Here is a 1,862-nt window from a genome sequence, read left to right on the forward strand (position 1 = left end):
TGAAGCCGCGCCGCCGGCCAACGACAACGACAACCGGGCCGCACCCGAGCGCCCGCGGCGGCCGGCGAACCGGAACGTCGGCGCGCTGCCCCGGCATCTGCCGCGGGTGGAGAGGGTGATCGAGCCGGAGAGCACCACCTGCCCCTGCTGCACGGGGCGGCTGCACCGGATCGGCGAGGATGTCGCCGAGGCGCTGGACGTGGTCCCGGCCATCGTGCGCGTGCTGCGCACGATCCGGCCCAAGTACGTCTGCCGGGCCTGCGCCGGCCCCCCGGTCCAGGCTCCGGCCCGGCCGCGGGTCGTGGACGGCGGCATGGCCTCCACCGCCCTGGTCGCCCATGTGGTGGTGGCGAAGTTCGCCTGGCATCTGCCGCTGTACCGGCAAGCGCAGATGTTCGCCGGTCAGGGCGTGGCGCTCGACCGCGCCACCCTGATGTTCTGGGTTCGCCGGGCGGCATGGTGGCTGAAACCCTTGTACGATCGGCTCCTGCTCTACATCCGTTCCCAGGAGCGGGTGTACTGCGATGAGACGCCGTTGCCCCGGCTCGATCCCGGGCGGGGCCGGACCAAGGTGTGCCAGCTCTGGGCCCAGGCGGTGGACGACCGCCCCTGGCGGGGGCCGGCCATGCCGGCGGTCGGCTACGTGTTCGCCGAGGGCCGCGACACAGCGGCGCTGCAGGAGCAGATGGCGGCTTTCGCCGGCATTCTCCAGGTTGACGGCTACGCCGCCTACAAGGCGCTGGTGCGCCGCCGGCGCTCCGGGGCGAAGGTCCGGCTGGTGTTCTGCCTGAGCCACGCGCGCCGCAAGTTCGTGGCGGTGTTCAAGACCACCAGGTCGGACGTGGCCCGCGACGTGATCGCGCGCATCGGCGCGGTGTACGCCATCGAGGAGCGCATCCGCGGCATGACGGCCGAAACGCGTCGCCGGGTGCGGCAGGCCGAGAGCCGGCCGCTCATGGCGGCGCTGAAGGCCCGGCTGTTGGAGGTGCGGGCCGAGATCTCCGGCCAATCGACCCTGGCCAAGGCGATCAACTATACCCTGGGCCACTGGGACGGGCTGGTGGCCTTCTTGGACGACGGCCGCATCGACGTCGATACGAACACGGTGGAAAGAAGCATGCGCCCGATCGGTTTGGGGCGGAAGAATTCCCTGTTCGCCGGCTCGGCGGCGGGGGGCCGCGACTGGGCCATCCTGGCCTCGCTCATCCAGAGCGCCCGCCTCCACGGCGTCGATCCGTTCACCTACGTGGCCGACGTGCTGGAACGCATGGCGTCGGGTGCTGTGAAGGCCAACGCTCTCGACTGCCTATTGCCATGGACGTGGAAGGCGGAGCGGGCCGGCGCCGTTGATGGCGAGGAGAGCCAGGCAGCATGATGGCCAAGCCCGCTGCGAACCCCGCCCCGGCGGCGCCCAAGCCGATGCTGGACACCAGCGACCTCGAAGCCTACCTGCGGGCCCGCGGCAGGGTGGCGCCGGTGTCGCGCCTCGACGCGCTCGACGGCTACCTGACCGCCGTGTTGATCGGGCCGAAGTTCATCGATCCGTCGATCTGGCTCGGCCAGCTCCTGGGCGAGCGCGTCCTGCTCGCCGCGGAGGAAACCCGCGAGCACCGGGCCATCCAGGCCGTGGCGCACCACCACAACCGCCTGTCGGAGACGATGGCGCAACTTCCCTACCTGTATCGGCCGCAGTTGCCGCCGCACCGGAACGGAGGCTTGGACCCGATGTTCTGGTCCCTCGGCTTTCTGGCTGCTATCAGGCTGGCGCCACGGGCCTGGAAGAGCGTGACCAATCCGGACAAGCCCGAGCACGCCGCCTTCCAGGTGCTGGACCCCATGCTGTTCGGCACCGAGGCCATCGC

The 1,862-nt window shown here is 71.0% G+C and carries 2 protein-coding genes; both read left to right on the forward strand.

The annotated features are described in order from the left end of the window. Positions 1–1,375: IS66 family transposase (gene tnpC, locus J2847_RS33815; protein ID WP_209783104.1), on the forward strand; the 1,375-nt coding region annotated here is incomplete at its 5' end. Then, on the forward strand, positions 1,372–1,862 hold a 491-nt coding region (locus J2847_RS33820), incomplete at its 3' end, for a YecA/YgfB family protein (RefSeq protein WP_209783105.1). The genes tnpC and J2847_RS33820, both read left to right, overlap by 4 nt.

The sequence above is a fragment of the Azospirillum agricola genome (genome assembly GCF_017876095.1).
GTDB lineage: Bacteria > Pseudomonadota > Alphaproteobacteria > Azospirillales > Azospirillaceae > Azospirillum > Azospirillum agricola.